The sequence below is a fragment of the Pseudomonas kielensis genome (assembly GCF_014236655.1).
GTDB classification, from domain to species: Bacteria; Pseudomonadota; Gammaproteobacteria; order Pseudomonadales; family Pseudomonadaceae; genus Aquipseudomonas; species Aquipseudomonas kielensis.
The window spans coordinates 40746-64760 of sequence record NZ_JACMYG010000031.1; the positions used below are offsets into that span (position 1 = coordinate 40746).

A 24015-nucleotide genomic window follows, 5' to 3' on the forward strand; every position below is an offset into this window, starting at 1 on the left:
CTCCTGAGTGAGGGAGAGTGCTATAGAAAAATGGATTGAGAGGTCGATGGCGGCGAGGGGGGCTGAGTTTCAAAAACAGTTTGCGCTTCTGGTACGACGTCAATGCCTATTACTGCGCTAGCCGCTACCTTGGCGGCGGCAATAACCGAGCAATCAGCCTGGGACCAGTAAACAAACGCGGAGCTGCCGCTCAGCCGCACGGTACTCGTCGGGCGAGTCCGCATCAGGTGCTCCACTTCAAATACAACCCATGCGGAATCGAACGGAAGTTCGCGGTTTTCAATCCAAAAAAGGGCGGTTGGAATTTTGAAGAGCATTTCGTAGGCCGCAAAAGCCGCCGTCGCCAGCGGGTCCTGACTCTTCTTGAGTTGAGCCATTACTGGCCCTAATTTCCTCAAAGTCTTGAGCCGGATGTCCTTCGCCCAGCTAACCGCGTTTTCACGCCCGGCGAGTGCTGGAAGGGCTACCGGGAAGAAGCCAGTATCAGGATGCTCGACCAATCGCCCAAGCCTTGCTCGACACTCACCACAAACAGTGGCGGTTGCGTACAAGGTGTCACTACGGCGCCCACTGCGGCCCTTGCTGCTAAAGCTGTACATGTCGATGTGACCGCACAGCCTTTTGGTCATAGAAGAAATATGGGCGTTGCTCATCAAGATCTCCTTTCGCACCAGAGTGCTCATGGTTAGATACGCGCCTTGCATCGCAAGGATTCATAACACGTATACTTAATCTATGATCGAAAGAAGTCAATCGGCAAAGCGAATTCAAGCAGTTGGGAGAAGGGACAGAATCAAAGGTCCCATGTCTTGTGCGGTGAACGATTCGGTGATGGCCACCTTCACCAGAAATGGAATTGGCCTCTGCCCTTCGCGAAGATCAGTCAGTTCGCTCAGTGACAACCCTAAACGCTCTGCAAGCCCGGCCAGTTCAACGCCGGCAATCGCTGCCAGGCCATCAAAAAACCCAGCAAGGACTTCAGTCGTCTCACCCGCATCGAGGCGATCAAAGAAGCCGTAAATAAGCGTTCTGCGAACAAAGGAAGATTGGCCGTCAGCTGCGACGACGGCCTCTTTGACAGCGGATGGCAGCGCTGCGATGAGGGATGAGAGATTCATCTCAACACCCATTGCAGAAAGGATACGTACTCTGGCAGCTGGGGGTAACGGACGCATAAGGATTCGGCACTGCCGAATCATGGAAATACTGATACCGATACGCTTGCTCAATTGGGTATCGGACCAGCCCTGTTCCAGGCGGAACAAATCCATCACCTCAGCCCACTGGGCGTTGCTTAAACCGGCCGGGGCTGTAGCGAAAAACTTGCTCCTGGAGGTAAGGTTGCGAACCGGCTCGTCAGCAACCGATGCGATTTCAGAAACGCCAAACATATCAATTCCCCCGGTCTGGTTCAGCCGCCATAGGTTCGTCCTGCTTGGCTGAACTGTCGCTCGAGATGAAGGCCTGCAACATATTCAACAAGGCACCGCCGACGATCAACACAAACATCCCCATGAAAATGTTTCTCGGAGAGAGATCGAGTAGTCCTGCGCGAGTGGCCATCAGAGAGATGAGGGCCACGACAAGCACCACAAGGGCAGTCACAACTTTCATGATCAAACGGCGAGTAGCATTGCTATCCATCGGATAAGCCCTTTTATGATTCGTAACGTGTACCAATATACACCCAACCAATCAGAGGAAAAACCAAACCTTCCAGTATCTTTATCATTTCGGCCCGCCCACAGGATTTGTACGGTTTAGGATCGCTGGCGTTGGCTGAAAGGACGCTTCGCGAGAAAGTCCCTGGAAGCCAAACGAAAAAAACCACCCTCGCGATGCAAGGGTGGCCGTGGTCGCAGTTACAGGATTGCTGGGCGGGCTTGAGTCCCGAGTTGAGTTCCAATGAAGAAGCTGCCTGAGCCATTTTCGCTGGTAAGGCTTGTCGTCGTTTGAATTTCTACTGATGCCAGACAGCCGGTTTCCGGGCTGGCGATGGCAATTGAGCGCTGCTTCAGGTGCGTTAATCCTACTGGGTGAAAATCCTGACCCATTTCCCGCTTGAGATCACGATTAATCGAGTCGCACATTTCACCCGCAGTGGACTCAGCCAATGCCATCGCGGATACCGCGTCGAAACACACACCCTTCACGATCACCTCAGTACCTGCTGCACCGTCCTCAAGACCGACGACAACATACGCGGTCAGCGGCGTGCCCTGGACAACAATGAGGTCCGTGATAACAGCCGAGCGATTCATCTCTTCGATTGTAACCAACACCTCGTCTCGCACGGAACCGGCCGTAAAATCTCCGACCCCGCTCAACAAACAGCCGCGTGCGTCAACCGGTGCGGATGCGGCTTGTGCGTACAGCAATGCCAATTCATGAAAGCTCATATTCATTCTCCTGAAAGATGGATGCAAGACTCTTGCGTAAGCCTTGCAACAGGGTAATGAGCCACATGAATATATATTTTTTCGTTTTCCATCACTCCACCTTCCTTGATGCGCTGCTGTCAGTTAGAGATTCGTACAAACTTGAAATTCATTTTGTTGAGTGATACGGAATATAGTGCTCTACCAATTATGTCGCGTCCTGAAACAAACCCCCAATATCGACTATCTAGGCTATTTCCACGGTTATCGCCGAGAACAAAAAAGGAGTCGTTCGGAACTAGGCACTTCAACCCCACTTCATTCCGCTCACAGCCCGGGATATTCGGAAAATCGGTGCCGCGTCCAAGCTCACGTGCATGGGTGTCACGCAATATTTTAAATCGATTACCTGCCAATTCTTCAGTCGCTGACATGACTAACTTTGGCGCCCCTGATGTTTCATCGACATACTCGTACCGTTCGACGTCCTCCTCAAGGATTCTCACACTATTGACGTACAGTTCCCCTTCTCTATATTCAATTAGGTCACCCGGAATCCCGATCACTCGCTTAATGTACGGCTTACTTCTATCCAGAGGAAAGCGGAATACGAGAACATCGGCCCGCTGCGGCGAGGAAACTTCAAGAAACAACTTGTTGGATAGCGGATATCGTAGTCCGTAGGTGATCTTGTCGACCAAAACAAGGTTTCCAACGGCGAGATTAGGACGCATTGAAGAGGACGGCACAACATAGCCCTCTGCCACGAATGACCTAACCACAAAGAGCAGCACGGCAATCGGCACAAGCTCCACCGCGAATGCGATAACCCCCTGGGTAAACCGGATCTTGCCGCGGGCGGCTCGAACACGCTCGACAACCCAAAAGGGAGCTCCAACTGTTATGCACAGAAGGAGGATTGTGTGCATATCGACGAAGGTACACAGTAGGAAATAGGGCCCCAGGACTGCCGCCATGCATCCCAACGTGTATACCCACTGAGGTCCGCGAGCCATACATGACTTACGACACAGAACAGGGGCGATAGCCGTAAGACCCAGTCCTGATAGAAACAGGCTCACAGGATTCTCCCTGTACGCAGTGCGTGAATATGAACTCCCATTAACACCAGAAAAATTACTAGCGAAATCAGACCGCACGCCCAGCCAGCGTAAACAAAATAGGTGCCAACACGGGATATCCAACCATTTAAAATATTATCATCAACAGATTTAATGCCAGCGCCAATACACCACAACAAAGCCGCCAATACCCAGCCATTTAAGAGCAACTGCACCTTGTATCTGACACCTTTAATCGGTGTTTGACCTGTAAGCATATTCACTCCGAACGTACGACTGACCAGCCAAAACGATCAATATTGAGTTTCCAGCCAGGAAAAGCATTGATGAGCAACCCTGTGCCAGGTGACGCGCTCTTGCAACCAAACTCGTAACAGTAGAAATTCGATAACTTTTCTACATCAGAGCTGTACGACTCCCAGAATGCTTCATATTCCGGGCTTTCCGTATCTGGCTCGCAATACCCATACTGCAAAGGGAATGGTTGAAGGGCGTAGAGTGAAAGGTCTACACACTGACTAACGGATTCAGTGAGAGCATTAAAAAATCTGTGGCTTATTCCGAGGTGATTGCAGTCTGACCTGACTTCCAAACGGTTCAGAAAAAGTATTCCTCCGTTATATACGGCACAAAACAAATCATCCACGCTCGTACTAGACAAGTCGCTAACAATTTTATTAAGGGATTCACTTAGGAGGTCGCATGAGTCAGAAATCCCCATACCGCGACCGGTGCCTCTCGAGAGCACTGTGGCATCCAAAACGGCGACAGGGACAGCATCGCCAGGCCTACAGAGCAACGCAGAAAGCGCTCGGCCTTCGCAGACGGAACCACCGCAAAAAACGTCTTCTGACAAGCAGAATCGAGCGATAAACCCTTCACCAACAGAGACTGACTGAACGGCGCCGTGAAGCAATGGTATGCCGTTAAAGAACCCGCTTTCATCTCGGTCTCTGCGCAGGAACCCGCGCAGCGCTTGGGGCTTCACCATGCCGGCTCCTCAGTTCAATCCAGAACCAGCACGGCCTGGCTGTTTCGCCTTGGAGACCTTCCGATGGAAGTGCTTCAACACCTGGCAATAAACGATCGTCACCAACAGCAGCACAATGCATGACACAGCAGCGAACAGGCCGATGTAGCCAATTTTCAACCACACAAATACAAACGCAGCCAAAGCAAATCCGGCAGATGGCTGCCCGATCAGCCACAACGTACGGTTCGCCCAATTAAATAGGTTCACTATCGATTCCTCCAGTGATTCGATCCACGACACGTATGCAGAGAATGCTCGTCGGGGCGTGATTCAAACCACTCAGTAACAAAGAAGATTTTAGAAAAGAGCCCCAGCTCATCAGCTAGGGGGCCCAACTGGTCAGCGCGGAATGTGTCAGGCCGCAGCCATGATTGAGTAAATGCAGTAGGCCAAAGCGAACGAACCAAGCCCGCCACAGAGCCACAGCTGAAGGTTGGTGTCCCGGATCTCACGGGATACGAAGCCATCGAGAAGTGCGGCCTGGGAGTCTCCCGAGGTATTTTTCACAGTGAAAAGGGCCTTGCGGCGCTTGTATGCGATCGAAAAGATGATGGCAAGGACAACAACAAAGATGCGAGCAACAATATCCGGGGTAAGTGTCATAGCGTAATCCTTGTGTAAAAAGTGATTTTATGATGCATATCGCGTACGCATACGCAAGTTACGGAGGCGATCGATCCATTTTGTCGATGCTGACCGAGTCATTCATCTGCTTGATCGCCGACAGCATGGGGTCCCTCAGGGCTCCGTCCTCCCCTTCGCAGTGTGGTCTCCGCTCACCGGGCTTGATCAAGCAATAGCGGCCGACCACTTTGACATCTTGGCCTGTGAACTGTGGTGCAACTTTGGGCAGCGGTAATAGAAATCCTGCTCCAACAGCCAATGCACTGACGGACAATGTGGCCAGTCCCGCAATCAAACGGGAATTCAACAGACGGGGGAACCCGGCTCTACCCAAGCTCCACCCCCGTCGCGAGGACAGTCATAACGACTGCCAGGTTGGGGTTGATTACGCCCTTTGCCGCCAGCCCTTTAATTTGCCCCGAGAGGAATTGAGCAAAAAAACGATGCGATGCATCGACAGCATCATCAGTGCTGTTGTGGTCAGCTACCAACACTCGCTGCTCATTTGCCGCTGCTGTCGAGGAAGCCAGGGCGGTCATCAGGTCTGCGAACCGCGTTTCGGCAGTCTTTTCGAGCTTTTGAATACTCAACTGGGACAGAATTTCGGCCGGAATGTCTACGGTGGATACCCCACTGTCATACGCGCCGTCGTAAACCCGAGCGCCGCCATTCTCCAGGGCCACCACAGTGAAGAATCGGCCGAGCTGGTGATGAGGTTCACCAGGCTTCATTTCGAGGATCGGTGGGTTGGACACCTCGTACCCCGCCCCGACTTCAAGCTCAGTCATGTTCATGAATTTCTCCAGAAGGAAATACCGGCCCTTTGCCGGTGCTGCTTAATAATACATAACACGTAGGTATATTTAACAGGGTTTTTTTTGGATACCACCAGTCACCGACCAGTTTTCGCAGTGACACACCACTGTGCACCTACCCTCTCACCCAGGGCTGCTGAGTCGTCTACCAACAAAAAAACCCACCAGCACTGAAAGTGATGGTGGGTCAGATGTAGCGTTAGCTATAAGCGGCTCTTTTAAGTAGAGCTTTTATTTTGTTTGTACCTGCTCGATGTTTCGGCTTGCTCCATGCTGTATGCGTTGGAACTCACTTTTTACGGCGTTAATTGCACCCACCAAGGGGGCAAAAAATAAGCGAGGTGCTTGTTTTGCCGCATTTACGAACTCGGATCCAAACGTATTATTCATTTGCAGCCATCTCCTTCATAGCTCGATAGATACCGAGACTAAGAAACGTTAAGAACAAGAATGCATCAGTTATGGTTAAAGCAGTCTCAAGGAAAGTGAGAACTCCAATTGTTAAGGAGTTCACACCGAACGCTTCTAACTTATGCACGAGAAACGAGAGACCTACGGCCGGGAGACCGATGATGATAAAGATGATGGAGCCGACAAAGCAGTGTGCAGCAAAGTGAGCGATGGGGCTCCACCAAGGTTTTTTTACGGTTTTTGACATCTGTTACTCCTGAAAGGACCTGAGCGGTCGTTAAGTGAATGCATAGGGCAAACTTGCGAGTTGTCCTAGCGATTGGGGATGCTTAACGTGCTCGTGTAATCTCAGGCAGAAAAAAGCCAGACCGAAGCCTGGCTGATTTGCATTTCGAACCGAATCACTTCGGACGTGGGTGACGAACTCGTCCAGGGGTGAATTGCCCAGAGAAGGTGAAGCCCTTCTCTCGAACAAGTTCACGCACCTTGATCTTGTTCGGTGTCGAGCCATTTTCCTTGTGCAGCGCCACATGCTCCGCTTCAACTTTCAGCAGAAATTCAATGTCTTTTTGGCTCATCTCAAGTTTACTCTCGAGCTTCTTGCGATCTGAGAATCGCTTTCCAATTAACGCCGCGCTTACCGCAGCCAGCATGGTGCTGAAAAAGGCCGCACCAGCTTGGATCAAAGCAGATTGCACAGCTGGGTCATTAAGGGCCAATGCCATGTTCATTCTCCTGAAGGTTGTGCTTGCCTCAGGTGATGTAAGACTTTGGTTTGTAATCTGGCGTAGAGCGCAGAGAGACAAAAAAACCCGCCGGATGGCGGGTCTAGGTATGGGCAAAAAATTTAGTGCTTCGCGGTGGGAGTCAACGGCGCTTTACCGTCGGACTCCTCCTCCACTCGGAGAAATTCAGCCTTGATCGCTCTGGCCGCCCCAATCAGCGGTGCAAAATAGAGCCGTGGGGCTTCTTTCGCAGCGCTCAGAAATTCTGAAAAAAAGGTGGTTTTCATTTAAGTAACTCCTTTGTTACCTGAAACCGAAAATCTAATTTATGTATAGCAAACTCAATCGCAACCGGCAAGAAAAACCCTCAAGAGTGATTCCCAAGTCAATAAAAACCCGATGCGCAGTGCGCACCGGGTGGGTGTAGCTTTAACCGTCAAAACGGTATGTTAGGTTAGTTAAAAAGGGACATAGTCCCGGTTTGAGCAACAATGGGCTCAGGAGCTGCAACAATAATCACTTGTTCAGGAGCAGCACGGCGCTTTTGGAATTTCAGAATATTGTTTCGGGACCTCATCAAGAAACTGCCGATTTCCTCACCAACAGAATCAAATTGATGGTAGCAAACAGATTGTCCTGCAATTTCATGCCCCGTCGTTTCAGATACGCCTTCAAGCATAACCTGTGGAATACCTTTAATCCGGCCATGTTCAGCTTTAGTGAAGAGCCTGCTTAGTGTCGGGTCAATTGGGTGAATTAGGAACGGTTCAGTTGAACGTCCCTTTTTGTAGCCCTTTCCAAGTACACCGCATCCGTCTTCAGACCCGGTCAAAAGTTGTCGACCAAATCCTTTACCCGCAGCCTTGTCACGCTCCTCCTTTACGGCCAAATAGTCGTAGCATTTCCAACTTTCATCATCGAGCGCTACAGGATCAAGGATATCGTTAATGCACGATTCCCGGACCTTGTTAACCTTGAGGTTGTCAAACGAAAAGGTGTCGCCTAGTCCCTGGGTTATTGCGACAACCACCATGCGCTTACGTCGTTCGAGCGACCCGAAGTCCCATCCATCCAGGACTGTTTCGTGTACGTCGTAGCCCAAATGCTTAAATACGCTGCGAATCGCAGACATTGAAGCCGTTTTAGCATATTCGCCAACATTTTCTATTATCGCAATTGCTGGGTTAGTTGCACGAAGCCAATTGAGATAATCAATGTACAAAGCGCCTGCTTCATCATGATCTTCAGCAAACTCAAGTGAGTTCTTAGAGCGACCACTTCTACTGGCGCCCGTACATGGAATACCTCCGATTAATATTGATGCGTGCGGTGTTGCATCACCTAAGTGCACATCTCGTATATCTGAGCATATCGCAATTGATTCACTTGTCCACATTTGGGGGTTGTTGCGGAGCGATGCATCGAGGTATTCGCTTTCAAGCTCAACACCGACTTGAACGAACGAGCCAACGCCCGATCGCAGCATGCCTGAGTGAATTGCACGGTCGAGCACGCCGCCACCGTGAAAAAGGCTGACAACATCAAGCTTCTCGCCACGATCGAGCTTTTCCTTGATACGTTTGAGGCGTTCGCGAATCTTGGTTTGGATCTGAAGTGCCGTAATGACGATACGGCCGCGGCGCAATGCAATCCGCACCTTGTCGTCTTCTGCAAACACTTCACGGATTTGCTCACTACGTATTTCAATCAGCGGGTGAACTACCCCGTTGCGCTCCCGCTTTGAAACGGTGACGTGCTTACCTTGGAAGTCAAAAGGGACTTCGATCAGCTCCAGCCGCTTGGCCGGAATATCAGCTTTGATTGAGTACTTCTTCCCGATCTGGACACCACCATGGTGTAATTTTTGGCCTTCCATCCAGACACGCGGTAGACCTTTCGATTCGCCGATTTTCGCGTTGATAATTGTCGTCATGGTATTGCTCCTATTTGACGACACAGCTCCCCTGACGGGGCCTGTGCCCAGTCGGGGAAATGAAATTTGGTTTGCTTCGTGCCTGGGTATGCCGAACAGGAGCTGATACTTTCGCCAGACGAAAAAAAGCCTCCGACATGCGGAGGCTCGATGTAGAAGTTAAATCAGATTAGGGCTCGCCCCGGCGGCTGTGAGCACCTGGAACAATAGCTCTGGTCCAGTCGTACGGAAGTCGCTCGCGTACCAACGCCCAAGTTCAAATTGCAGTTGGGTTAGACGTACATACTCGACTGCGCTTGGGGTCGCCGGCATGCGCAGGCATTTACCGTTGCTCAACACCACGATGCTTTCGTCGCCTACCTCAGCCAACAAGTTATCGGCTGCATGAGCAGTTTGTGCGTCGCTCCAGCCGAGCAACCTGGCGAAAGACATGAGAATTTCATTGCGACTGATTTCGAAGCTACAAGACTGCGCTGTGCCTTCATCCAGCAGGTCCGAGATGTCACCGGTGACCATGCACAGACAACGGCCATTGTCCGTGCCGAGAACCTCATAACGAAGGCTTGGAATGCTCTGTAGGCCACAGCAGGATTCAGCTAAGAGAGCGTTGATATCTGAGACCGAACAGGATCGAAGTTCATCGAGTTCGACGTAGGCGATCGCTTGTAGCTGGAGGTTTTCATCGTAAGCCCAGTAAGTGTTCGATTTTGGAAAGTATGCGTACATGGAGAACCTCTCGTACCGCCACCCTAATGGTGGCTTAGGGTGGGGATTTGAATGGCCACACGGACCGTTGATTACGAGAGGGATGCTTCACAGCGGTGTGGATTCAAGCCTGAACGGTCTGTCTACCGGCCCTATTGGGGCTTCACCTGGCGAGCGCCGCTGGCAAATCCTCGCGTCAAATTCCTTGCGGCTGGTCTTCACCACCCAATGCTGAGAAGAGTTGAGGCAGGAACTCTTTGAGCGTGAGCATCATCAGGGTGAAGCTTGCGTCCAGTTGGCCAAGGGCCTCTTCCCCACCATCAGCTGCCGCCTGATCCTCCAAGAGACTTTCGAATCGCAGCCGCTTGATGATCATTTTGTCGTCGAGTACGAACGACAGCTTGTCTTGCCACGCCAAAGACAGCTGCGTTGCAACCTTGCCAATGCCCAAGTGGGTCGCGATCTCTTCCGTTGTCAGGTCCTGGCGCTTGCAACGCACGATACCGCCATCTTCGTGAGTGTCCCGCAGTTCGCATTCGTCCAGGACGAAGAAGCCCTCGGCGGCCTTCTGCGTTTTCAACCATTCGGTCATCGTTGCGCTCGGTGAGACCTTTACTGTGAGCGGTCGGATTGGCAGCGACCCCATGACCTCGCGCAGCGTCGACAACAGGTCTTCAGCTCGCTTCGGGCTCGCGCCGTTCACCAGGATCAACCCGAGCTTGGGTGCGATCGCGGCAAAGGTTGAACTGCGCCGGATAAAAGCCCGCGGGAGAAACGCCTGGATGATTTCATCTTTGATCTGATCGCGTTCTTTCTTGTAGACCTTGCGACTCTGTTCGGTCTCGATTTCTTCGATCTTTTCCTTCACGGCATCGCGGACGACTGAACCCGGGAGAATTCGCTCCTCCTTGCGGGTGGCCAGCAGAAGAAACTCACCGCTCAGATGGATCAAGGGTGCATCTTCGCCTTTACCGAATGGGGCAATAAAGCCGTAGGTGGTCACTTCCTGCGATGCGCAGGCCCGAGCAGGCTTGCTCTTAAGCGCCAACTCTAACGCCGCGGGATCGAATGGAATGTCCTGGGTCAGTCGGTATACCAACAGATTTTTGAACCACATATCGTTTTTTCTCCAGAGAGGAACGCCATTCCGACATCAGGGAGTGGTCGGATGGAAATTTAATTTTGGTTTGATCGCTGAAGCGAGCTGGAAGGCGCCCCCTCCTATCCGGCTTTGCTCGCCAGCAAAGGCAACGAGTTGGCCGCCGCGATCTCGGAATACGCGTCAGGCTTTTGGACATGTGCCCACCAGCCGCCCCACTGAGCACAGGTCACAGGTTTGGCCAGGCCCAATTGCCCTTCGGTGACACTGAAACAACCCGCAACCGTATCCCGGCGAACCTGGACAAGATCAGCTTCCACGCCCGGTTGCCCACCCCAGTTCCAGTAATGCCCGGGACGATCAGGCAGCGAGCGGGTCCAGACGTGCTTGCCCACCACCACAGGCGGTATTTCGTGGGCAATCTGGGCTGTGTCGAGGAGTAAGCCTATTTCCACCTCATTCGCCTCCTTGAGGGCTTTGGCGTGGCCAATGCAGACTTGAGTGGGGCTGCCGCGCTGATCCAGGTTCTCGTGACACATGAACTTCTGGCTCCCGCACGCGCTATACAAGGCGTCCTCGGTGGTCACCGGCGACTGATTGGCGTGGGTGCCGTGCCGGTAGACGCAACCAGAGCAGGTGCCCCGCGGATCAACCCCCGCTGCAAGCATCACACCCGACATCGCACCGGCCAGAGTAGGTAGGTTGATATCCTCGGCGACATGGGGGTGTAGACCGCCCTCGGTGATGAGCAGGCCGACCGCGCCTACTCGGCAATTTTCGATCACGGCATTGGCGCACCCGATCACCTGGGAAAGCAGCCGGATTGCATCACCGAGCCCCGCCGAATTGGCGTAGCGTGACAGCAGCCCTTCTCGCTCATGGGTTGGGGCTTGCACTACTTTGAGCAAAAACGTGGCCTCGACAGAAGTCAGCTCGTAATCGAGGGCGGCCGCCGGCGGCACGTAGTCAAAGGGGATTGCCAGCAGGGGCCATTTGGACATTGCATCGTCGACTTCGACATCGAGCTCGAATCCACCCAGCGGGTCGCCCATGCCCAATCTAACCATGGGAACATTGGCACGACCGGAGCGTAGTGCCTGGTCACGAAGCCAAAAGTACCGCTGCGCAGCTGCGAGATAGGCCATTCCAAGATCAGCCTGAGAGCTGACATGAATGGCGCTTACGGGTTGAGGTTGCACGCCCATATCGGCCTCCTGATGACTGTTAGCCGCGAGCAGCAATTTTCAGTTGAGCTCCTGGAGCACGAGCTTCAAGCTCTTCACAGCGCCGAGTGACTTGTTCAAGCGCCCGCTTGAGCAAGTTAACAGTAGGCTGGTCTTGCAACTCTTCCAACCGGGCCTCGAGCTCTTTGCAGCGAATGCTCAATTGGGCCATCAGGTCCACGTTCAGGATGCCCGTAGCATCCTCGATCAACGTGCGGTCCAGGCGTTCGATAATTTCAGAATTCATGCTTCGATGATTTGTGCGAGCGACTTCATTGATCTTGCCACGCATGCCATCAGGCAAACGGACCACGAATTTTTCGGCATCACGGGAGGAAGTGGACATGGAAAACCCTCAGAGGTTTTTGGGCCGAAGGGTGGCCCGGGTAGAGTTGGTTGATCAGGCGGCCCGCTGGTGCCGGGCCTGGGTCTCGCGTCGCTGCTTCGCTTCAACGGTCAGCAACGAACGGGGATTGGACAGCAGACGTGGTAGGCCGATTTTTTCACCAGTTTCAGCGCACCAGCCGTACTCGTCGGAGTCGATCGCGTCGAGTGCCAACTTAATGTCGCGCAGGTTTTGATTCTCGCGGTCGATACCGCTCAGCAGACCCTGCCGCTCCTGCTCGTTGAGTGCGACATCCACCTCGTCAGCAGCTTTTTCAAGACCAGCCATGTCCCCGCGCAATGTTTCGATCCGCGCAATCGCATCGCGACGCTGGGACAGCAACAGGTCACGGAAAAAAGAGGTCTGCTCAGGCCCCATGTACTGGTCATCAGGTTGATCGATCAATTGTTGCGGCGTCATCTGTGCGGGCCCTCGGTAAGTCGTTAACTGAAGCTACGCCCGGTCAGGGCAGCAGCAGTTCAGCCAGGATTGAACACGGATCGATAATACTGGCGGAATCGTATCATGGCAATATTAAATATGCGTACGTGTTACAGATTGCTCGGAATGCGCGTCGACCTCTTTCTAAGATCGATTGCCCGGGATTGGATTGGCCAAAAAAAAGACCCCATCGCAGCGCGATGAGGTCTGGGTGAAACGTTAGCCAATGGCCGCGGGCATAACCGATTGTTGGAGACTTCGTTTGTCTACGTAGAGGGCTGAAACCATCTTGTAGTGTTGCGGGTAGCGTTCGGCGAAACAAGTCAGTGCCGCACCCGGGCTGCCTCCGCCACTCCGGAACAAGCGGTGTTCGCCTGAGTCCACCGATCGATAAACGATGACGAATGCCGCGTCCTCCGGATACGAGTTGAGTGCATACTCCTCTGATAGGCCTGAAAGGCCCATCATCTCAATGATCCATTGCAAAGTTGTAGCTTTAACTTCTAGTTCAACCGCGGCTGCATTGCGGTCCAACGAGAATGACGAGGCAGACAGATCACCAATCAAGTGCGCCCGGGCATGCCGTTCAAAGTCATTGACGAACAGGTGCGCCAGGTCGCCAAACTTTACGACCAGACGGGCTTTCTCCAGATCCAGCACCCGGTAAAACTCGGGGGCCTGCCAATCGTCTGCGATGTCAGTCACTTGAGTGTCGAAGGTTGCTGCTATGTGGGTTGTTGCAATCATTGGTTTGCTCCCCTGAGCGTAAGTAGTACTCAGGGAATGCGAAACACGACCGCATAAACAAGCGAGCTTTACGTAGCTAAGCTTGGGGCCTATCTGTTATGGGAGACCATTAACACAAGCGAAGAACTTGCAGACCTTCGCTTGGATTTCAGGCTAAAAGTAGCGCTACGGTTTGAGAGGCAACGCGTAGCCTAAGAACACAGCTGTACAACCCTTATGCTTTGTACTCGTTGTTGCTTCTCCATTATTGCAAGGTTCAACGCCAGTGTAAATTATGGTTCCATGGGGGATCGGGTTCTTTGAAAGGTACCCAATAGGCTGCGTTGACCCGTTTTTAGTGTCTGAGTCTTTGCTAACCATTTTGTTGTTTCCCACATCGTTACCCGAGAAAACTTCTATGTAGTTTTCAGCAGGAACTGCACTTGCGTCGTCAATTGTATATCCGATTGCATTGGTCGCACATCCTTTATGCTTTTCGAAGGTCGTCACTTCCCCGTTGTTGCAAGGAGCTATACCAACATAGAGCAATGTTTTCCTATCCGATGCATCCAATGCAAATGCATTTTTTGGTGCGACAACTCCAAAAGCTATACTAGAGGACAGTGCAAGCGCGAAAATTGCGTTAGCTTTTCTCAAGATTGTCATTGCATTTCTCCAATTAGTTGAGAGATCAGTGCATAGGTTCCGACAAACTTATGCAGTGGCTCTGGCGCTTTAATTAGGGGTTTTTTTGATTAAAATGCATTTACCAGGCCCAAATTCAAAACGACGACTTATGAGAGCTGTTCGGCTGGCCCTGCTGCAACGAACCAGTCGTCTAGCTCAAATTTCAGCCAATGCATTACTACGATAGTCCAAACCGAAGGAATCGTTGCCCAGCTACGCACGCAAATCAAACATGGTATTTTTAACTGAGAACAGTTCGGACTGAACCCTGATGAAACTCTTCAGGCCACACCAGCCCTCACCTTTCGCACTATCACGCCTCGCTGCTGGAAGGCCTTCGCCACCCTCTGTTGCCTTTCAATCTGGCAGTCGCCAAAGATGATGGCGTGAGTTACGCCGCCCGGCAGGGTGGCAGGGTTTTGATGCCTGGCCACCGCGGCAGCCGACACTTTCAGTGCCCGCCCCAATTTCTGAAGTTTCGCGTCGGATGTCATCAGCGGATCTGCCACCAATGCCAGCACAGTGTGGTCGATTATCATGGCTTGTATTTGCCGGATATGGGTTTCACTGAGAGGCATGTCGGCGGTGCTGACAAAGAGTTTCGGTATGACGTTGACGTTTGCATCGGCAGGGGTCTCTTCTTTTTTAAAAACCAGCGGTTTACTACAGGCCCTGCACCTGTATCCGTATCCTCTCAAAACTTTGTTGTGCTTCGTCTTGGTGAAAGCATGCTCTCTGCAACCACAGGTGTATATGAAATGCCGCTTTGCCGCGCTGGAGGTGTCCATAGAGTGGCAGCGATCGGGCGCCAGTTTGAAGACATCGATCATCACGCTTTTCCACTCGGTCCCATGGGGCTGGATTCCCATTCCCCACTCCGTTCGAGCAACGTAATGAGCGACTTCGTGGGGACAGATCTGGTCCAGGTACTCCTTTAGGTTTTCGCGGACCAGTACCCGGTTAAATCGGAAATATTGGGTTACCTTCCCAGTCGCACGGCACTTGTGGTAGCAGTAATACCCCCCGACTCTCCCCGTCAGGTCAAACTTGACGGGGATATCCGGGAACGTTTTGCCAAAATGCGCGGAGGCTAAGTGCAGGCACTCAGTCACCCGCACTTTGATCGCCTTGAATTCGTCAACGGGCCCCATACTCAGGCCTCTGTTGCCCGCTTGAGTTGCTCCAGCAACTGCGTCGGGAGACTACGAATCAGCAAAGTGCCGTTTTGTTCGTCAAACTCAAGCTTGTTCCCCAGCAGGTGCTGCTCGAAGCTGATGGACAACCCTTCTGCCCGCCCGGTAAAACGCCTGAATTTGTTCAAGACCTTCTTGTCAGCGGGGAACTCCTCGCTCAGGCCATAATCCTGGGTACGCAAATGCTCAATGAACGCTCGTGGTCTGTCTTCATCGAGCAGCTCCGACAGTTCAGACAGGCCGACGGCCTGCCCCATTTTGGCTTGGCTGCTGGCGTACTGGACCAGTGTCTGCGTCTTTTCACGAGCGGACTCTTCAGGTAGATCCTCGGTCTCTACGAAGTCGCTGAAGGCTTTCAAAAGGGTTCGGGTTTCGCCCGCCGAATCGACGCCCTCTTGGCAGCCGATGAAATCGCGGAAGTACTCACTGACTCGCCGTCCCTGTTTGGCCTTGAGGAAGGACACATATTGTCTCGATGCGGGATTACTTTGCCATTCCGAGATATTCACCCGGGCCGCCAGGTGGACGTGGCCAAAGTCCAGATGCGGTGCCGCGACCACATTCATTTCTTGGTCCAGGCTCACACCCGTGCTTTGGTGCAGCAGTGCGATCGCAAGGTAATCGGTCAGGCCTTGCCGGTAGTGCACGAACATCGCGTGCCCGCCGACGGACAAGTTCGATTCTTCCATCAGCTTCGTGAGGTGCTCAACAGCATCCCGGCTGAACTGCATGAAGTCGTTCTTCCCTTCAAAGTAGGCCTTCAGCCAGCCGCTGAACGGATAAGCGCCGGATTCAGCATGGAAAAGGCCCCAGCCCTTCGACTGCTTACCGTTGTAGGCGTCATTGAAGTCGCTCAGCAAGTTCTCGAGGACGTCGGTTTGCGGCAGCTCAGTGTGACGGAGATGCAGGATTGCAGGGCTTCCATCTGGCTTCTTGTCGATCGTGTGAATCACGGAACTTATGACGGGCATACCGATTCTCTCGCAGGCTCATGGGATGCGCCAATATTACACATACGCGTTACGAATCTGAAACAGCATTTTTAAAGCAAAAAAGACCCCGGCCGATGGCAGGGGTCTATGGTGTTGCGTGAATAAGAGAGCTGAGTGCCGATGACTATCGTGGCACCCAAGTTATGGCGGCCAAAATGATCCGGTCGTAGCGTTTATCCAATTGAATGAGCCGGCGGCTTGTGACGTTGTCATCAGAGCAAGCCCTGACCACCATGCGCTCATGGCGTGACAGTGCTCGGCGTAACCGTTGACCTTTTTCCCCTCGCCAAACGGCAAGCGGCATTGCACCGGCGCTGGCGGGTATCGAGGTGAGGCTTCCCATTATGCAATCTCCTGAGGTTGCGTTTGCGTGTCTTCAGGTGATGCCGAGCAGACGCTTGTAAAGCTGCTGCCGCCTGGGGAGAGTGTTCCTGCCTGCGGCGAGGTCATGAAAAAGCCCCGATCAGCAGATGCTAAATCGGGGCGGTACCTGTTTCTGTCCTTAGGCTAGGTAGTAGCCTGGCGAACTGGCCTGATTTCGAAAGTCGTTTAGACAGTCAGAAGCAAATGTCTTGATGATCCAGCATTTCTCGCCATTCCGACTCAGGAATAGCATCAAGTTCAACTCCGTCGTATTTTTCAACTAATGCAGTGTCACGCATTACTTGAGCTTTTTTCAGGCCCGCGAAACCGTCCATGTTCAGTCCTGTGAGACTGCCCATCTTTTCTGCGAGCAACTGAAGATCCATCGTCGTGCTGACTATCATGTGCATTCCTCGTTACTTACGGTACGCCACGAAGCGCGGCATTTTTAGGAAATCCCACCGATGAACATCAAATCCACAACTTGCCGTACCCTTTTCATGGATCAGTTTGTTCAGCAGCCGGTCTGACCGATAACATGCCAGTAGCCATCATTCGTATAACCTGCCCCGTAGGTGGAGACGTTGAACTTGACACCAGCATCGTCTACCAGCGCGTACAGTCCAAGGGCATCGTCAAGCTTCAGCGCCTTATACGGTGTGCCAACTGTCAGTCGATACTTCCCCACAGCAGAGGGTGGGTACTTATCAAACACTATCTTCAGCTCGTCAGGCCTCATGCTAATTTTCCTTTAAGTGGCGATGCAGCCCGGCGAGCCGGGCGTGTCACTAAATCAGTTCCATCAGAGAGACAAGGTGTGCGCCACCCATTCCCAGTAACCGCTGAGCGTTAAATCCTGAGCAACGGCTTCCCGCCACTCAGATCGCGTGTGGTCTGGGTGTTCGCCGCCACCAGAAGGATTGTATTTTTCGTCGAGTTCAGAGGGCGTCAGTTCGCTATCCGCAGAGACCCGGGCAGAGATGCACTGCTCGGCGCTGGTTGTCGATTTTGTGGTGTTCATTCGGAGGCTCCAGTAAGGGCTGTCTTTACCGTTGGATATGAGGAAAAAGGGTTGAACGTTGCAAATGGAGATGGCCAACACCGAACAGGAAACAGCTGCGATGGTCACCGATGGGCCTTTTCACAAATTACAGCCATGAAAAAGCCCGCATAAATGCGGGCTGGTGTGTTGCGTTTGTCCTCTAGCTAAGCTCCCAGGTGTGAAGGGTGATTTCAGCTACTTCATAGCCGTTGCCGGAAGCCTCATCGAACCACCCGGAAACGGTGGCCGAACGGCCGCCCAGGATCGTTCGAATCACAGGCTCAGCAACCATGCCTGAAATATCGCCGAGCTCCTGAACCTCCTCGCGCTGTTTCCAGCCGGTGATTTTCGTGAACTTGTTGATGGTTGCCATCGCTTTGCACTCGATTCGGGGTTGATGATCAGGCTGGCTCATAGCGACCATGGTCATAGGCCTCCATCACATCTTTTTCGGTCAGTGAGCGAACGCGCACCAGGCCGTCGATCATTCTGCTGCGGTCTTTGAAATACACCACTATGGTTGGCCACTCGGGGATCGATTGGTCAATCGCTACGACCCACGCTTCAATGAGCTGACCCTCAGGGCTGTACTGACGGCCAGTGTTGAATTCGATTGAATTCAATTTGGCGCCGGGGCCAGGCTTGCTGATGATGTCGCCAAACTCGGCGACCAGTGCGGCGTAATGATCATTCGTGGTGGCATCACCACGCAGCTCATACACGTGGTTTTCGCTTTTCGCCTCCACCAGGAAGACTGGCTTGTCACTGAATCGACTTTGCCCCACATAGATCTGGGCCGTGTTGCGCAGCAAGGCGATGACTGTCGGTTTTGTGTTGTTCATTGTGAGGCTCCGATACGGGTTGTCTGTATGCATCGGTGATGCCGAACAAGTGCCGATAACCAGGTGCGCCTTGCGCATGAATTTCTAGACCCTATTTTGGCTGGCGGTGAGATCTGCCGGCCGGCATGCTCTTGTTTGAACCCTCCACCGAGTAACACCTGCATGCGCCAAAAACTCTTTTGCCTGTTCGCCCTCGCGTCAGTCCTGAACACCGCCACGGCCGCCAGCTCCGGCGACGTTGCTCCGACCTTGACCGTTCGCAAAACGGCTGACGGCATGATCGTCGACGCTGTTCGTCAGCACGCTGGCCAAAATCAGCGGGACACTACTGGCTTGATCCCTGGAGCCACCTCTCTCGGGGCCCAGTTGTTCAAGCTTCGTTTTCAGGGGTGTGGTGAGGTCAAATTCATCGACCGGGAGAACGATCACGTCGATGGCATTGCCGCCGGCCGTGGAACTACCCCCCAGTGCCAGATCACTAATTGGGATGTTCAGTGGAAGGTGCAGCACGCAGACGGGTAACAGGAGAGACAAGCAATCAAAGACGCGAAAATGTGCGCCCTACTTCTGAATTAGCCCCAGCGTGTGCAGACAGAGCTTGGGGCTTCTGGGCGGCCTATACCTTAGGCCAAGTCCACAAATTCCTACTCGATGGATTTTTTCCGCCAAGCAGCTGATTCAACGGCATACGCTTCGATCTTCGCAGCAAGAATTTCTTTTTGCCGCATACACTCACCCTCATCATGCTGCCATGGCTTTTTGACCCACCCTGATTGCAGATCCATGTTCCCGCGATTCAGCTTTCGTAAATCCGCCATGTACTGCATGTTGCACCGATTATTGATCACCGGAACAACAAGCAGAACGACCCCAAATTCAACCAGAAGCGCTACTGCGATAATCCAATAATTTCCCGTCGCAAATGAAGCAGCAGCGGCCAGGGCGAGAAATAACAGCAGCTTGCGACCCATGCCTATTTCCCTTCACCGAGTACCCAACGATCGCAAACGAAAGAGACAATCAGCGCCGCCACTATGCCGGCAGCCATCCGCGTCAAAAACGGTTGCTCGAACCAAAACCAGTTTGCCGCGATAGCAGCAATGATCATCAGCAGAATCTTTAATACCATTTTTTCCAACTCTCCGAAGCAACGCCCTGAACAATCAATGCCCATGGGGTAAAACACGTGGGATAGCCTTGTACCGGCAATCAAGATTCGTGCTGGCGCGGACCATCGAACCCGGATAGTTGGCCATGAAAACCCTGTTGTGGGCCTGGATGAGCTGTGCGGCGTGCTCCGAAAGCCCCCATTGCGAAGGGTCGCAAAGCTCGCCCATCATCGTCGAGTAGGGATCAACCAGACCTTCGTCCAGCTGCACTTCTTCATTGCTGAAGCACACAAGAATTTCCGGGGCATCGACTTCGGCATACTGGTCGTAATCTCCAAGAGGGTATTCGCCCCACTGGAGTTCAGGGTGCAGTTGCTGTAGTGCAGCGATGAGGGCTTTGCGTGTGGCAGCCATCATATTTTCCGGATCGTCCGGACTTGAAGGCAGCGATGCAATACCAAGTACCTCCTGGCAATCAGAGTTGGGGGCCATGGATGAAAGCAGTTGTTGCCGTTGAGGAACATCTGGCATGGCCGACTCCTCGTCATCAGAGAGCCGCTCTGCCATCCGCTGCATCTTCGCCTGGATGGCGCTGTATTTCTTTTGCGCCGTCGCGGTGAACACCGTCTGCTTGCCACTGAAAAAAGCCTTGCCGCCACCAATCACATTGGAGGCGCACATCTCCATCCCTTCTAGAGCTTCAGAGCAGGCGCTGTAGGTCATCAGATTCCCAAGAGCAACATCGGTGTGTTTCAGTGGTTTGGCAGCCATGTCAGCGATTTCCAAGTAGGTGTCTACTTGGAACTATAGGTGCGTTAAACGCACCTGTCAAAACCATTTGCGAGCATTCCCATTCAAGAACTGGACTCCGAAAGCGAGCTCGCAGGCCCGCGCTTCGGAGCATTCACGGAAAGTCAGGTTGTCTACTTATCCACGCGGTCGTATCGCACGGCGCCGTCTGCATGCACCGCAAGGTTGAATTGGCGATTCGCTAACACCTGGTCCTCGATGCCCATGCAACTTTCAACCACTACAGTGGCCAGTACGAATTCAAGAACCGCCTTATCAATAGCGTCCTCGTTGCCGCCTGCCTTCACGACCTTGACCAATTCACCGCCGAAAAAAGGGATTGCCCCTTGCCCAAACTCGATGCCCTTCTCCATGACTAAAGGCTTGCGCTCGGCGGCTATCTTCAGGATGTAGTCAGCCGGCAATTCACGGGATCCTTCGAACCAGGGTTTGTTTGCACTATCCAGCAATTGAATCTCACAGCGCATGAGGCTTTCCTTAGTAAGTCGTAGTGGAAGCCCATTCTAGGGAGGCTTCACTGTATGGCGCAAACGCCAAAGCAGATCGAAGAGCAGGTCGCAGTTAGCTGGGGGATCTCGATAGGCTGGCGCTGATATTTCGGAACCCGGAAAAGAAAAACCCCGCCAGCGTGTGCTGTGCGGGGCTTGGTGGGACATATGCGATCACTGCAACGCATAACATGCGTCAGTGGAGCTTTCCACCCTGAATCAGCCTCAGAGCTGGCCTGGTGGGTTGTTGGAGCGCCGCTTTCGCAGCATTTATCATTGCGTAAGCCTCGATGCGCTGGTCAGCCGCCGCGAGACGTTCGGTTACAGCAGCAACGGCATGCCTGTGTGCATCGAGATCCTCGGGGGATGCGCGACCACATTTGAGTGCCGAAACTTCTTCCAGGAGGGCTTGGGTTACACGTTTCCAGGTGCGAACCTCTTCGGCAGAGCAGCACGCATGGTAGTCACTGAGTTTGCGGTACAGGTGTTCATAGCGCTGGCGAAATTCACCAACTTTAACGGTGTTCGGATTGGACTGCGACATGGTCAAATTCCTTTTCGGTTAGTCGTTGAGCGATTCGATTCGTTGTTTTTCGGCCTGCACTTTTGCCATCTGCTCAGCGGCATTCGCCGCCTCGATCAGGCTTTTGTGCACGTGATCTGATACGCCCGAAAGGTCCATCTCACCGCAGCTCCATCCAGCGAGGTACCCACCGTTGTCTGGAAGGCTAAAGACCATCCCCCAAACTTGAGTGCAGTCCTCTGGCGGTTCACTTGCGTAGTACGGTCCCGTGCAGTCGACTCCAGCAATATCGTTGGACCATTGATACGGGTAAGGAGGCATACCTGGTTGTTCGAGAACAAATTCACGTTCATTACCGGTCATAGATTTCTCCCTACTCGAAGGCTTTGGATTGTTGATCGATGGAGACACACTGTTTCTTCACTGATTTCAGGTCCCGCCGACGAATTTCCTGCCCCCAGCGATTCGCATCCTGGAGCATTTGTTTAGCGCAATTCGAATCAGCAGTTACAGATTGAATTTCGGCAACGGTTGCTGCTTCGAATTCGCCAGCAAGTGACCATCCGAGAAGAATCACCAACAACAGGGACACGAGCGCACCTACAAAAGCTTTGTATTTCGATTTCATGGTTTGTTCCTTGAATACCCGGCGAACTGGGCAATTGGATTAGAGGCCGCGACGTTCCAGCTCGACGGCAAGAGCACCCAGAACTTCCGGCACGCGATGTTTGTTAGCGGTGTAGGCATCGAGCTTTTCACCGAACGGTTTGGAGCCACCGACAATCACGCCGCCGAATAACGCACGGAACATTTCAGTTTGGGTGCTTGTCACTTTGTCGCAGAGGCACAGGCGGCCAGCTGAGAGCACGTCATTAATGTCTTGGGTGTGCATTTCTTCGATGTTCATCGTCATTTCCTTGAAAGGCGTTGTGCCGAAGGCGATGGCCCCGGATCAGAGTTACTTGCTTCAGGGAATGCTGAACACGCAACGGTAATTGCCTTCAACGCTGTACGGTCGCGCCCTTCTGTGCTCCATGGCAAAGTTGAACGAACCCACCTATCAAGGCGCTGGCTTGTGTAGGCACATCGATCGCGTACATCGATTGACGTTGATCGTCGAAACGGAAGCGCACCCCAACCGACCTGGCACGTTGCATCTCCACCAACTGCTCAGCTTTGGGTGGGAAGTCAGACATCGCCGTTCGACCCATCATTTGAACCGGTTGCCTGAGTTCGACCGCGGACGTCCGACCATCAACCAGCAGATCCACACTGCGGACTTGCCCTTTCCCGCCGGCGTCGACCATCACAGCTACCAAAACGTCTTGCTGAGCGGTGCATGCCAGTTGAATTTCAACAGTGCTGCTGATGGTGCTTTGCACACCTTTCAGGACAAGAGCACCCTGCTCACTCTCGATACCCCAGACGGCAACTTCTTTCCCCGCATTCATCAAGCCGAGGTTGACTTGATCGGCCACCGACAGCTTCTGCATCGCACTGGTAGGAGTTACCGCCATCAAACTGAAGAGCTGAGTACTAACCCCCATGTCGCGGAGGAAATTGACCGTTGCGGCCGAGAAGATCTGCGCATCGGCCATTACCTGCTGTGAGGTAGCTTGGTCAGGTGCAGCGAACTGGTGAACGCCCACCACCGAGTCTGGCTGAATCAGCCTGAAGCGCCCGCCGGCAAGCAACATGACGCATGCACTCTCGCAAATGCCCGCTTCATCACTAATCGACGACACACCCTTCACGCCAACCTGGGTCGAAAACCCGAGTTCACGAATGCGACGGCCGAGCGCAAGCCCTGCCCGCATGCTGCCGCCAAAGGAGTTGAGGTGAACGATCACACCGTTGCGGCCCTTGAGGTAAGCGAAGGTATTCAGCCGCCCCATTACGTCTGCATCTATGCGTCCATCCAAATAGATATTCATCACACCTGACAGGTCTGGATTCGAACTCATGGTTACGGTTGCGGACGAGGTGCGAGGGGCATTGCGCTCCCCGGCATTTACGCTTCCAGTGATCGCCAGCCCAAGCACCCAGCAAAGGGAGCTACGGAACAGCGGCAGGAAAAATCTCAAAGTTTTCATGCGGTCGCCCTTATGCGGTTAAGTAGTATTTTGGAAATGCTGAACACAACTCCGTAAGGCGCAATGAACCAGGTGATGCGACTCAGAAAGGCAATGTGAAGAACGTCCGCCATGCTTTGGTGGGTGTACGGCATCCGTCGCTGGTCAGTGCCAATGCAACTGTTGGGTAGGACTGAGCATTTTAGAAATTTAATAACAACTCGACAAACACAACCTATGCTGAGTGCTGAAGTATCTAAACTAACATTTGCAAGGAGAGGGACATGAAAGTAGCAATCGGACTTCTTTTCGCG

38 protein-coding genes and 1 pseudogene are annotated in these 24015 nt (G+C 52.9%); 1 reads left to right on the forward strand and 38 read right to left on the reverse strand.

Annotation, left to right across the window (positions count from 1 at the left end; all coding sequences use genetic code 11):
- Positions 1 to 20 precede the first annotated feature (20 nt).
- The 29 genes and pseudogenes from H7995_RS23080 to H7995_RS23220 all read right to left on the reverse strand — a co-directional run bounded on the left by H7995_RS23080 (position 21) and on the right by H7995_RS23220 (position 18699).
- Entirely contained in the window at positions 21 to 653 is a 633-nt protein-coding gene (locus tag H7995_RS23080; RefSeq protein ID WP_185818950.1) for a hypothetical protein, read from the reverse strand.
- 114 nt (positions 654 to 767) lie between these two features.
- Positions 768 to 1391, reverse strand: coding sequence for a hypothetical protein (locus H7995_RS23085; protein ID WP_185818951.1), 624 nt, complete (start codon positions 1389 to 1391; stop codon positions 768 to 770).
- A gap of 1 nt (position 1392) precedes the next feature.
- Entirely contained in the window at positions 1393 to 1644 is a 252-nt protein-coding gene (locus tag H7995_RS23090; RefSeq protein ID WP_185818952.1) for a hypothetical protein, read from the reverse strand.
- Between the two features lie 218 nt (positions 1645 to 1862).
- On the reverse strand, positions 1863 to 2399 hold the full coding sequence (locus H7995_RS23095) for a hypothetical protein (RefSeq protein ID WP_185818953.1): 537 nt from the start codon (positions 2397 to 2399) through the stop codon (positions 1863 to 1865).
- 119 nt (positions 2400 to 2518) lie between these two features.
- Positions 2519 to 3355 (reverse strand): signal peptidase I, encoded by an 837-nt coding sequence (gene lepB / locus H7995_RS23100; RefSeq protein ID WP_185818954.1) that lies wholly within the window; start codon positions 3353 to 3355, stop codon positions 2519 to 2521.
- A 101-nt stretch (positions 3356 to 3456) separates the two neighbouring features.
- Positions 3457 to 3717 carry a hypothetical protein gene (locus H7995_RS23105; protein ID WP_185818955.1) on the reverse strand — a complete coding sequence of 87 codons (261 nt, stop codon included), beginning with the start codon at positions 3715 to 3717 and terminating at the stop codon, positions 3457 to 3459.
- Between the two features lie 2 nt (positions 3718 to 3719).
- Positions 3720 to 4451 carry a hypothetical protein gene (locus H7995_RS23110; protein WP_185818956.1) on the reverse strand — a complete coding sequence of 244 codons (732 nt, stop codon included), beginning with the start codon at positions 4449 to 4451 and terminating at the stop codon, positions 3720 to 3722.
- Between the two features lie 9 nt (positions 4452 to 4460).
- On the reverse strand, positions 4461 to 4700 hold the full coding sequence (locus H7995_RS23115; protein WP_185818957.1) for a hypothetical protein: 240 nt from the start codon (positions 4698 to 4700) through the stop codon (positions 4461 to 4463).
- A gap of 147 nt (positions 4701 to 4847) precedes the next feature.
- On the reverse strand, positions 4848 to 5096 hold the full coding sequence (locus H7995_RS23120; protein WP_185818958.1) for a hypothetical protein: 249 nt from the start codon (positions 5094 to 5096) through the stop codon (positions 4848 to 4850).
- Between the two features lie 347 nt (positions 5097 to 5443).
- Complete coding sequence (locus H7995_RS23125; protein WP_185818959.1) at positions 5444 to 5911, reverse strand: hypothetical protein; 468 nt, start codon at positions 5909 to 5911, stop codon at positions 5444 to 5446.
- A gap of 252 nt (positions 5912 to 6163) precedes the next feature.
- Complete coding sequence (locus H7995_RS23130) at positions 6164 to 6322, reverse strand: hypothetical protein (protein ID WP_185818960.1); 159 nt, start codon at positions 6320 to 6322, stop codon at positions 6164 to 6166.
- Positions 6315 to 6590: a hypothetical protein gene (locus tag H7995_RS23135; RefSeq protein WP_185818961.1), complete on the reverse strand. Its 276-nt coding sequence runs from the start codon at positions 6588 to 6590 to the stop codon at positions 6315 to 6317. The genes H7995_RS23130 and H7995_RS23135 overlap by 8 nt, the downstream gene beginning before the upstream one ends.
- A gap of 154 nt (positions 6591 to 6744) precedes the next feature.
- Positions 6745 to 7068: a hypothetical protein gene (locus H7995_RS23140; protein ID WP_185818962.1), complete on the reverse strand. Its 324-nt coding sequence runs from the start codon at positions 7066 to 7068 to the stop codon at positions 6745 to 6747.
- A 122-nt stretch (positions 7069 to 7190) separates the two neighbouring features.
- On the reverse strand, positions 7191 to 7355 hold the full coding sequence (locus tag H7995_RS23145) for a hypothetical protein (protein WP_185818963.1): 165 nt from the start codon (positions 7353 to 7355) through the stop codon (positions 7191 to 7193).
- 167 nt (positions 7356 to 7522) lie between these two features.
- On the reverse strand, positions 7523 to 9001 hold the full coding sequence (locus H7995_RS23150) for a DNA cytosine methyltransferase (protein ID WP_185818964.1): 1479 nt from the start codon (positions 8999 to 9001) through the stop codon (positions 7523 to 7525).
- 159 nt (positions 9002 to 9160) lie between these two features.
- Positions 9161 to 9727 (reverse strand): hypothetical protein, encoded by a 567-nt coding sequence (locus tag H7995_RS23155; protein WP_185818965.1) that lies wholly within the window; start codon positions 9725 to 9727, stop codon positions 9161 to 9163.
- 175 nt (positions 9728 to 9902) lie between these two features.
- A complete protein-coding gene (rdgC, locus tag H7995_RS23160; protein ID WP_185818966.1) occupies positions 9903 to 10823 on the reverse strand; it encodes a recombination-associated protein RdgC in 921 nt (306 codons plus the stop codon).
- 104 nt (positions 10824 to 10927) lie between these two features.
- Complete coding sequence (locus H7995_RS23165) at positions 10928 to 12010, reverse strand: hypothetical protein (RefSeq protein WP_185818967.1); 1083 nt, start codon at positions 12008 to 12010, stop codon at positions 10928 to 10930.
- A 222-nt stretch (positions 12011 to 12232) separates the two neighbouring features.
- Positions 12233 to 12374 (reverse strand): annotated as a pseudogene (locus H7995_RS28550) (Arc family DNA-binding protein); the annotation flags it as partial.
- A 54-nt stretch (positions 12375 to 12428) separates the two neighbouring features.
- Entirely contained in the window at positions 12429 to 12833 is a 405-nt protein-coding gene (locus H7995_RS23175) for a TraR/DksA family transcriptional regulator (RefSeq protein WP_185818969.1), read from the reverse strand.
- A 240-nt stretch (positions 12834 to 13073) separates the two neighbouring features.
- Positions 13074 to 13601 (reverse strand): hypothetical protein, encoded by a 528-nt coding sequence (locus H7995_RS23180; RefSeq protein ID WP_185818970.1) that lies wholly within the window; start codon positions 13599 to 13601, stop codon positions 13074 to 13076.
- Between the two features lie 165 nt (positions 13602 to 13766).
- The gene (locus H7995_RS23185; RefSeq protein WP_185818971.1) at positions 13767 to 14246 is read right to left on the reverse strand and encodes a hypothetical protein; all 480 of its coding nucleotides are present in this window, start codon (positions 14244 to 14246) and stop codon (positions 13767 to 13769) included.
- A gap of 302 nt (positions 14247 to 14548) precedes the next feature.
- Positions 14549 to 15418, reverse strand: a complete 870-nt coding sequence (locus tag H7995_RS28655) for a SprT family zinc-dependent metalloprotease (protein WP_185818972.1) — start codon at positions 15416 to 15418, stop codon at positions 14549 to 14551.
- 2 nt (positions 15419 to 15420) lie between these two features.
- On the reverse strand, positions 15421 to 16431 hold the full coding sequence (gene yejK / locus H7995_RS23195) for a nucleoid-associated protein YejK (RefSeq protein ID WP_185818973.1): 1011 nt from the start codon (positions 16429 to 16431) through the stop codon (positions 15421 to 15423).
- A gap of 578 nt (positions 16432 to 17009) precedes the next feature.
- Positions 17010 to 17219 carry a hypothetical protein gene (locus tag H7995_RS23200; RefSeq protein ID WP_185818974.1) on the reverse strand — a complete coding sequence of 70 codons (210 nt, stop codon included), beginning with the start codon at positions 17217 to 17219 and terminating at the stop codon, positions 17010 to 17012.
- A gap of 110 nt (positions 17220 to 17329) precedes the next feature.
- Complete coding sequence (locus H7995_RS23205; protein ID WP_185818975.1) at positions 17330 to 17554, reverse strand: hypothetical protein; 225 nt, start codon at positions 17552 to 17554, stop codon at positions 17330 to 17332.
- Between the two features lie 63 nt (positions 17555 to 17617).
- Positions 17618 to 17836 (reverse strand): hypothetical protein, encoded by a 219-nt coding sequence (locus H7995_RS23210; protein ID WP_185818992.1) that lies wholly within the window; start codon positions 17834 to 17836, stop codon positions 17618 to 17620.
- 181 nt (positions 17837 to 18017) lie between these two features.
- Positions 18018 to 18287, reverse strand: a complete 270-nt coding sequence (locus H7995_RS23215; RefSeq protein WP_185818976.1) for a hypothetical protein — start codon at positions 18285 to 18287, stop codon at positions 18018 to 18020.
- Positions 18259 to 18699: a hypothetical protein gene (locus H7995_RS23220; protein ID WP_185818977.1), complete on the reverse strand. Its 441-nt coding sequence runs from the start codon at positions 18697 to 18699 to the stop codon at positions 18259 to 18261. The genes H7995_RS23215 and H7995_RS23220 overlap by 29 nt, the downstream gene beginning before the upstream one ends.
- Positions 18700 to 18861: 162 nt before the next feature.
- Here H7995_RS23220 and H7995_RS23225 point away from each other — a divergent pair, with 162 nt between their 5' ends.
- A complete protein-coding gene (locus H7995_RS23225; RefSeq protein WP_185818978.1) occupies positions 18862 to 19221 on the forward strand; it encodes a hypothetical protein in 360 nt (119 codons plus the stop codon).
- Between the two features lie 122 nt (positions 19222 to 19343).
- On the opposite strand, the gene H7995_RS23230 is transcribed toward H7995_RS23225, so the two are convergent.
- From H7995_RS23230 to H7995_RS23270, 9 genes are all read right to left on the reverse strand, one after another.
- Complete coding sequence (locus H7995_RS23230) at positions 19344 to 19670, reverse strand: hypothetical protein (protein ID WP_185818979.1); 327 nt, start codon at positions 19668 to 19670, stop codon at positions 19344 to 19346.
- Between the two features lie 2 nt (positions 19671 to 19672).
- Complete coding sequence (locus H7995_RS23235) at positions 19673 to 19873, reverse strand: hypothetical protein (RefSeq protein WP_185818980.1); 201 nt, start codon at positions 19871 to 19873, stop codon at positions 19673 to 19675.
- A complete protein-coding gene (locus tag H7995_RS23240) occupies positions 19863 to 20579 on the reverse strand; it encodes a hypothetical protein (protein ID WP_185818981.1) in 717 nt (238 codons plus the stop codon). Before H7995_RS23240 ends, H7995_RS23235 begins: the two co-directional genes overlap by 11 nt.
- Before the next feature lie 152 nt (positions 20580 to 20731).
- Complete coding sequence (locus tag H7995_RS23245) at positions 20732 to 21085, reverse strand: hypothetical protein (RefSeq protein WP_140896096.1); 354 nt, start codon at positions 21083 to 21085, stop codon at positions 20732 to 20734.
- Between the two features lie 217 nt (positions 21086 to 21302).
- Positions 21303 to 21650 carry a hypothetical protein gene (locus H7995_RS23250; protein ID WP_185818982.1) on the reverse strand — a complete coding sequence of 116 codons (348 nt, stop codon included), beginning with the start codon at positions 21648 to 21650 and terminating at the stop codon, positions 21303 to 21305.
- An 18-nt stretch (positions 21651 to 21668) separates the two neighbouring features.
- Entirely contained in the window at positions 21669 to 21992 is a 324-nt protein-coding gene (locus H7995_RS23255) for a hypothetical protein (RefSeq protein WP_185818983.1), read from the reverse strand.
- A 10-nt stretch (positions 21993 to 22002) separates the two neighbouring features.
- Entirely contained in the window at positions 22003 to 22257 is a 255-nt protein-coding gene (locus tag H7995_RS23260) for a hypothetical protein (RefSeq protein WP_185818984.1), read from the reverse strand.
- A gap of 39 nt (positions 22258 to 22296) precedes the next feature.
- The gene (locus H7995_RS23265) at positions 22297 to 22536 is read right to left on the reverse strand and encodes a hypothetical protein (RefSeq protein WP_185818985.1); all 240 of its coding nucleotides are present in this window, start codon (positions 22534 to 22536) and stop codon (positions 22297 to 22299) included.
- Positions 22537 to 22630: 94 nt separating this feature from the next.
- Positions 22631 to 23722, reverse strand: a complete 1092-nt coding sequence (locus tag H7995_RS23270; protein WP_185818986.1) for a COG3904 family protein — start codon at positions 23720 to 23722, stop codon at positions 22631 to 22633.
- Between the last annotated feature and the right edge of the window lie 293 nt (positions 23723 to 24015).